The sequence below is a fragment of the Streptomyces sp. ASQP_92 genome (genome assembly GCF_025399895.1).
In the GTDB taxonomy this organism is placed as follows: domain Bacteria; phylum Actinomycetota; class Actinomycetes; order Streptomycetales; family Streptomycetaceae; genus Streptomyces.
Map to the genome: position 1 here is coordinate 1 of NZ_JAODUA010000047.1, position 8,280 is coordinate 8,280.

Consider the following 8,280-nt stretch of genomic DNA (forward strand, 5'->3'; position numbering starts at 1 on the left):
GCCTCTAAACACAAACCGCACCAAGAGCCGATCATCATCTTGCGGATCGCTTTGCCAGGCCGGTCCGGTGGTCGGCGAGGACCAAAAAGGCCCCGCACAAGTCACGTTCGTGCAGGCGATGTAGGAACTCGGTCCGAGTGTGGAAGTGCCCGCCAAAGGACCCCCGGCGGGGAGACCTTGGACGGGCACAGCAAGTCGACACCTGTAGCTACTACTCCACTGTTCCCCATTTCACCGGGTACACCGGTGGCCAGGGCTTTGAGTGGTCGAACAGCGACTCACGGTCCATGAGTGAGAACTCGGCCTCACGCCAGGACGGATTGCCGCTGACGACGAAGCTGCCGTCAGACGCGAGCATCCATGTCCACTCGGCGTCCGCCTCGGCAAGTTGGTGCCGCTCGCGCAACTCGGTGAACTCGGCCTCGGTGGCACGCCGGATATGCAAGCCGTCGCGGTAGTACGGCCTCAGGAACATCAACTCCACATGCCCGATCCAGACCTCCACCCGAGTGGAGGTCTCATCGACCGCTGTCGCTTCGCTCCACAGCTTGAGCTGCCGGTGGGAGGGATCGAACCCGACCACCCGGAACAGCCGCTTTCCACTGATGTACTCCGTCACCAAGTCTTTGCTCCTAGTGGACGCCATTACGGAATCCAATCCGCAGGTACGTTGTCGAACTTGTACGGGACGTTCTTCCAGTACCACTGGATCGACTGGAAGGAGCGCTTCTCAAGAAGCACCTTGACCCGTAGCGTTGCCATCTCCCACGCGGTGCCGTACCCGCTCTGGGTGGCCAACTTCCAGTTGGAACCTACGGCTTCCTGACCCCGCTTGACCAGCATGGCCAGGGCCTCTTCGGCAGTCTTCGCGCCCTCCACACCGTCCAACGATACGCCCAGTCTCACTGTTTGGTTCTCCATGGCCGCCTCCACCCCGACCATCCAAGCGGGTTTACCCCCTGCTATCTCCACCGGCTTCGCGAAGGCCCTTCCGTTGAACGTCCGGCCTCCGACGCTCGCGGCTAGTTCGTCCACACCTGGATTGATCCCGAGAAGGATGTGGTCCCCGTCCGCCACCAGATCCTTGATCAGGGTTTCGAAGCACTCGTTGTGCACCAGGACTGGTGTTGAGCCTGCATACACGTAGTACGTGTGAGCATTCTCCACCTCGAAGTTGAAGACCTGCGTCTTCCCCTTGACCAGGGTCGTACCGAGGACTTTGTCGTTCTTGCCATCCTGGGTCTGGAAATTGTCGCCGGCTCGCAGGGCGCTTGCCTCGACCCAGCCCTTGTTCTGAACCCAGAACCGATGGGAGTCCGTGGCTGAGACCTCGCCGCCGGCGGTCCGGATCCGGACCAGTTGGTCTACGGGACGGTTGAATAGTTTGAGGACTCGTTGGAGGGACCTTGTTCCGGTCGCTGGGTTGGTGGACCAGACCCGGTCGCCCACCTTGATCTGCTCGATTGGTTTCGGGCCGTCCGCAGTCGCGACCTTCGTGCCGGCCGGGAAGCACCGGCCGATCAGAGCGTCAATACCGGCCCTCTCCAGGTTGGCGACGGCTTCTGCGCTCAGTCCGGCGCCGCGCAGGTTCCAGAGGGCAGTAGTTAGCCGTGTGCCATCGACCACCGCCAGGCGCACTGCGAACGCGACCTCCACCGCCTTGAGGAGTGCAGACGGGATGACGATGCTTCCGGCGAGCCATAGGCAGCCGCTGAGCAGGCCGTGACGGCAGTCGTTGATGTCCTTGACTGCCGCCTGAGCCACTGCCTTGAGGATGGATACAGTGAGTTTGAGACCGTCGATGTGGACGCGCTTCTCAAGGAATCGCACATCCAGCGGCGCGCTCATCAAGTAGTCACGCTTGAGGGCACTTCCACATGTTGCGCGGGATACGCCCGGCAGTGGGCAAGTTTCTAGGTAGTAGTCCATCGAACCGTAAATATGGAATTCGAGATCGATCTCGCAGCCGATCTCGCTGCCGCTGTGTGAACCGACACAGTCGGACTTCGGGTCGATGTCGAACTTCGAATCCTCGCTTGGGCGCATAACCACGCCGTCCACGCCGGTCCCGCCGTCCGCCGATCGCTGCTGTTCTTCCCAGGCCTGGATCTCCGCGTTCTGTGTGCGGATAGAGATCTGGACGGCCTCCACCGCGAGTTCCCGAGCATGAGCCGCCGCCGTCTCGGCGGTAGTTGCATCTCGCTCCGCCTGATCTGCAACACCACGGGCGGTGCCCGCGTCCTTCTCGGCGGAGGTGGCCGCAATGCGAGCTGAGGCAGCGTCCTTCTCCGCGTCCGTAGCATCGCGGTCGGCTTGCGTTGCCGCTGTGTTTGCGTCTGCTGCCGCGAAGCCCGCATACATGGTGTCAGTGCCGGCTTGCGCGAGGTGCTGCTGCGCGCTGGAATCGGCCTGCTTCGCGGCCTTCGCCGCGGTAGCGGCCTCCGCTGCGGATGCGCGGGCTGCGGCGGCGGAGGTCAGTGCCTTCTGCGCATCGGTCGCAGCGTCAGCCGCTGCCTGAGCCCCAATCTTTGCATCTCCGGCGGCCTTGTCGGCGAGGGCCTGGGCGTCAGCAGCGGCCTTCGCCGCCTCGCGGCCCTTGGCCGTGGCTGCTGCGGCTTGCTGCTCGGTCAGCGGCTTGGAAACCTGCGCGATCAGCACGGCGAAGGCCGCAGATGTGTCCGCCTCTCGATACGGAGAGCCGAGTGCGACCGCCTCGTCGGCAGCCTTGACGACGGTAAGTGCGGCATCCCTAGCACCCTGAGCTGCCTGGCCGGCGGCGTAAGCGTAACCAGCTGTCTTTGCCGACCATGCAGCGGATTTGCCAGCCTCGTCGCGTGCGGCCTCGGCTTCGGTACGGGCCGTTGTCGCGGCTGATTGGGCCTTCTTTGCCTCGGCGTCGGCCTTGTCGGCATCGCCCTTGGCAGCCGCAGCCGCATCGATGGCGGCAGCAGCCGCTGAGTGCGCGGTCGAGGCTGCGGCGCTGGTGGTCATGAATGCGGACCAGGCGACTTGGGCAGCTGCGGTCGCTCGCGATGCTGCCGCGGCAGAACGGGTGGCAGCCTCTCGGGCGCTGGTCGCGGCTGCGGTCGCGTCGTCGGCAGCCTGGCGTGCGGCGGTGGCAGCGGTGGTCGCGTCATTCGCGGCGCTACGCGCTTTAGTGGCGGCCTCACGGGCCTCAATGGCAGCGGCGGTGCCGTCAACCGCGGCGAACAACGCCTCGGCAGCCTCAGCCCTGGCGGCCAAGGTATCCCGCTTGCGTTCGGCTTCCGCTGCGGCATTGCGAGCCCGCTGTGCCCGGAGTTCCTGGGCAAGAGCGTCGTCCTTCTTGCTGGCCGCAGTGCTGCCTTGTGCTTGCGCTGCGGTCATCGCCCGGCCAGCCGCGTCCCGTTCGGTCTGCGCCCGAGCCTCGGCTTCCTGAGCCTTTGCGCGTTCGCGGGCCGAGGTGTCGCGTTCCCGTTCGGCGTTGGCCTTCTCCTTTTCGGCGATGCCACGTTGTTTCTTCGCCTCGTCTGCGCCCGCCTTCGCAGTCTTCTCCGCGGCCTCGGCCCTGGCCTGGGCGTTCTTCGCGGTTGTCGCGTTGGCAGCCGTCTCCTTGGCGAGCTTGTCCGCTGAGTCGGCTGCCGCCTTGGCCTGGGCGCGGGCTTCCAGCGCCGCAGCCTTGCGGAACTCGGTGTTCATGGCGTGCGACTGCGTCTGGGCCAGGGCGTAGAGGGCCTGGCTGTCGGCGATGTTGGCCTGGATGGCCTTGGACGCGGTCAGGACCGTGGCGGCGGCTGCCCGGGTGGCGGCGTAGTCCGCTTTGGCGACCTGTACGGAGGTCTGGGCGTACATGAGGGCACGCCCGCGCGGGACGTTGTTCTGGTCGGCGATCGTCCAGGCCGACGACTGGGCGGCAGCTGCCTGATCGGCTGCCGTCTTGGCCCGTGCCACTGCAGCGTCCGCGTCCTTGACCAGCTGCGGCGCTCGTCCTCTGATCAGCGCCAGCTGACGCGCCGCATCCTTCTGGGCGGTCAACGAGGGCTTGTTCCAGGCATTCGGGTGGTCACGAAACCACTGCTGCCAAAACAGGACCTGGTCGGCCAGCCAGGACTGGCGTATCGCTTCGATCATCAAGTCCGCTGTGGTGCGTGCCTCCTGAGAAGCAGCTGCCTCGGCGGTGACGATGTCCTTGCGTTGGGTGGCCTGAGAGGCGTATTCGGTCTCCCATTCGCCATATGCCTGGATGACAGGCCCGTTCAGAGCGCTGTAATGGTCCACGGGGTTACGGCTGTCGCAGACCGCCCAAGCCATTTTGAGGTTTTCGACCTCAGTCCGGAACTCAAGCGAGTCCGGCTCGGGCGCCTTCGTGGCGAACCCGCCAAAACGCAGGAAAGTAGCGATATCATTAGCCGAGTTGGCTTTGCCATCGGTTATTCCGAGACCGCTATTCGCACTGCCGCCCGCCAAAGATTTGTAGCTTTCGGCCCAGTAATCACCACCTGCATCAAAGGCGTCATAGACCTTCTTGGCTTGAGCGATAGATTCCGCTCCGGGGTGGGGCGAGGGATCCGTCCATACGTCGCCAGGTATCTTCTTCCACCCCTCCAGCGTGAAACCGGCGATGTCACCACCAATCGTCGGGGCGGAGTAAGGACGCCCGCCGTCAGCATTGGCCCCGGCATAAGGAGCGTGGTCGTCCTCGAGCTGCTTCTGTCGTCGCTGGAACTCGGCACTGTATGCGTTGGCCGCGTTGAGGTCCTTTTGAGTGGCGTCAGCGTACTCCTTGCTGGGGTATATGCCGCCATCTCCACGCAGCGCGGTTTCGATGCCGGCATCGGAACCGGCCAGGGTAGCGTTGGCGAAGACTTTGCGTTCTGGTCCGCCGTAGTGGACGGCCAGCCCCAGAGAGCAGCGATCTTGCCGGGCTTTCTCCCCCAGGCTCATGCGCAGGGGGCGGGCGAACGGGTCGGGGGGGGTGCCTCCAGGTTCGTCTGCCCGCGCGGGCATGGCGCTCATCAATCCCGCCAGGACGGCGGCGGCGGTTGCCAGGGCAGTGCCGCTCATTCCTCGCGCCGTGGCGGCGCGTTTGCTACGTCGTGTTCCGAACAGGGTTCTTCGTCGCATCGTTGCACTCCTCAAGGGCGATGGCTAAACCAACGAGGAGAAAGCGAACGGGATCTCGACTGTCGCGGTCAGGAAAGGCGCGCAGGCGGCAGCCCTGCGTTATCCGCAACAGAACCAGGGATCGGTTAGCCTTCCCCCCGAAGGCTCACCGATCTTTACACGACTCACACCTTTACGGAAGGGCAAAGCAAGCGCAACGTAAGCCCATGCAGCTAATGTCTTGAAAGTGACGGATCACCGCGCAAAATGCGCTTGCATCCTCACAGGAAGGTCGCCGCACTGTTGGATTCATGGTTTGTGATGCGGGAAGCGTGGAGAGAATGCCTCCCGCCGCAGCATCGATATGTTTTTGCGTCGGGATGTTTCTGCTGTAAGCGTTTCGAAGAGTCTGGCCCTTTTCAGTAAATTGCCTTGTGCATGTTCCAGCCGGAGCCGAACTTGACCTTGGTGTGGAAGTTTCCGGTGCCGTCGGCGTCGTAGCGCCACGAGATACCCGCGACATCCGTGCCGACGAGGTCCGCGAGGCCGTCACCGTTCATATCGCCGGGGACAGCGATCTTGTTGTAGATGTTCCAGCCGCCACCGATGTCGATGCGTGCGCCGAAGCCGGCCCTCGCGGCGCCGGGGTAGAGCCACAGGTGTCCTGTGGCAGGTTCCCGGGCAAGCAAGTCGGGCAGGCCGTCGCCGGTGACGTCACCGGCGCCGACGAGGATGTCGAAGGCGTTCCATCCGGCGCCGATGTCGGTGCGGGATCCGATGCCGTCGGCTCCGTTGCCGGGGTAAAAGTAGAGGTGGCCGCTCGAATCGCGAGCCAGTAGGTCGCCCTTGCCGTCGTTGTTGAGGTCTCCGATGCCGGCGAAGGCGGTCATCACGTTCCACCCGGCGCCGACGTCCTTGCCGCTGATCTCCAGATGCCCGTCGGCGCGGACCAGGGTCAGGGTGGACCAGCGGGAGGTGTTGTTCATCGAGGAGGCGCTGGACAGCTTGTTCAGGGCGTAGCTGGACATGTCCCCGTCGATGAGGAGCCGGTCGGCGAGGGAGCCGTCGCCCTGGGCCAGGTAGTAGTTGAGCGTGTTGGTGGTGTCCCAGCCGATGAGTTCATTCTTGCCAAAGAAGGGGTTGCCGCCGGAATTCGCGAGGGTGGCGCCCCGCCAGCCGGTGCCGAGCTGGACACGCGGTCCGAGACCACCCTTGTCATCACCGGGGTACATCCACAGGGTTCCCGTGACGTCGCGGGCGATCAGGTCGACGTGCCCGGTGTTGTTGTCGAGGGTGAGGATCTGGTTGTAGTCGCCCCAGCCGCCACTGATTTTGACCATGGACTTCAGGGGTGCCGAGGCGGTGCCGGTTCCGGCGTAGAAGAACAGATCGCCGGCCGGGGTGCGGGCCACCACGTCACCAAAGCCGTCGCCGTTCATGTCTCCGGCGCCCACGACCTGGTCGAAGATGTTCCAGCTCCAGCCGACCTGGATCCGGGTGACGAACGGCACCGCCAGGTTGCCGGTACCGGCGAAGAGGTAGAGCTCGCCGTTCGGGGTGCGGGCCATCAAGTCGTTCTTGCCGTCACCGGTCACGTCACCGGGCATGAACACCTTGTTGTAGATCTGCCAACCCATCTCTGACCACACCGGCTTGCCGTAGCCGTTCGACGGCACCAGCTTCAACGAGCCGTCCGGCCCGAGCACCAGCAGCTCGGGGCCTCCGTCACCGTCCAGGTCCCCGGGTTCGATGACGTCCTTCCACGTTCCCGCCGGATCCGGAAGTGTGTACCCCGGTACGTAGAGTTCGGCCTCGCCTGTCTTCCATCGCGCCAGATGCAGCTGGTCGTCCAAGCCGCGCATCAACAGGTCACTGACGCCGTCCTTGTCGGCGTCGAACCGCGGCACGACCTTCCCCGTCGCACGCACACCGGCTGCCAGCGAGGAACGGGCAGCCACCGGCGGAAGTCGCAGGCTCGGCGCAGTCCAGTGCGGCAGCGCGGGCTTGACCAGAGCCAGCGGCTTCGCCTGATCATCCGCCTCGGCCGGCGCCGCCAACGCCCCCAGCCCGAACGCTGCAACCGCCGCGCCCACCATGAAACGGCGCACACGCACCCCACACCCAAGCATCGCGATTCCCCCCACAGGAAACGACGCACCCGGCGACATCACCAAAACGAGATGTCCACACACCGAGCGCCAGCCGCACAGGCGCGTGCCGCCACAACGCTGCACACGGATCCTCCACGGAACACCCGTGAAACATACAGGGAGTTCACAGAATCCACGAGAGCAATCTTGTTCGCGGCCGATCATCAGCCAACGGCACTTCCTGAGCGTCTGGTCCCGTGAGGTGTGTTTGGTTCCGCAGGGTCAGATTCCGCGCCAGTTGGGGGTGGTTTCGCCGGTGAGGCGTCGGACCATGAGGTCGACCATCGCGAGCTGGGTAGGTCGACTTCGGTGACGTGACGGTGCGCCTGGCCGACGAGTTGGTCACCTGCTACGTCGTCTTATTCCGGCTGTCGTACTCGGGCAAGGCCGTCCGTAGGGTATTCGCCTCCTGCGGCCAGGGAGCCCTTCGTCGATGCCATGTTCATACACTTCGGACGTTGCGGGGGGGCGGAGCAAGGTCCGTACGACAACTTAAAGGCCGCTGTCGCCAGAGTGGTGGGGCAGGGGCGGGCGAGGACGGAGGCCGACCACTGGATCGCCTTCCGCTCGCACTTTGTTCCGTGAGCTCCCGCAGCCTCCCGACGCCGGCGCTGGTCTCGGCAGCTGCCTGATCTGGTGCTTCCCCTCACCTGCTCGTTCTTCGGAAATCCCGAGGTCTCCTCGGCTGTCATGGGATCTGCGGCCGGAGCTTCGGCTGAGACCGCCGCGAAGATCGCCGCTTCGAGCAGGACCTGCTGGCCGAGTTTGTCCTGGCCCGCGCCTCCGCCGGCGTCCTCGACGACACCATCCGCGGCGATGTCAGGCCCGTGATGGCCCTGCGCGAGTGGTTGGGGCGACCGTCGTGGGAGATGGAGCCGCAAAACCTCGACCGGTACTTCGGCCGATACCGCCACGACTCGGCTGCGGGCACCAAGGTCCGCCAGGCATCGAAGGCGCTCGCGTAGGCGGAGACCCAGTCCGGGTTAGGGGCCGCGGCGACCGCGCGCGACACGAACCGGATGAGGGCTCTGCGGCAGGGCCGTCCTTT

The 8,280-nt window shown here is 64.9% G+C and carries 3 protein-coding genes; all 3 read right to left on the minus strand.

All coding sequences use genetic code 11. The features are described from left to right. Positions 1 to 211 precede the first annotated feature (211 nt). Positions 212 to 619 (minus strand): hypothetical protein, encoded by a 408-nt coding sequence (locus N4G70_RS36735; protein ID WP_261717131.1) that lies wholly within the window; start codon positions 617 to 619, stop codon positions 212 to 214. A gap of 26 nt (positions 620 to 645) precedes the next feature. Beyond that, positions 646 to 5,103, minus strand: a complete 4,458-nt coding sequence (locus N4G70_RS36740) for a polymorphic toxin type 27 domain-containing protein (RefSeq protein ID WP_261717132.1) — start codon at positions 5,101 to 5,103, stop codon at positions 646 to 648. 398 nt (positions 5,104 to 5,501) lie between these two features. Further along, complete coding sequence (locus N4G70_RS36745) at positions 5,502 to 7,196, minus strand: VCBS repeat-containing protein (RefSeq protein WP_261717133.1); 1,695 nt, start codon at positions 7,194 to 7,196, stop codon at positions 5,502 to 5,504. Positions 7,197 to 8,280: the final 1,084 nt, after the last annotated feature.

Bases quoted from the DNA above. Each gene is read 5' to 3' on its own strand.
- N4G70_RS36740 (WP_261717132.1), bottom strand. From the start codon at position 5,103: ATGCGACGAAGAACCCTGTTCGGAACACGACGTAGCAAACGCGCCGCC.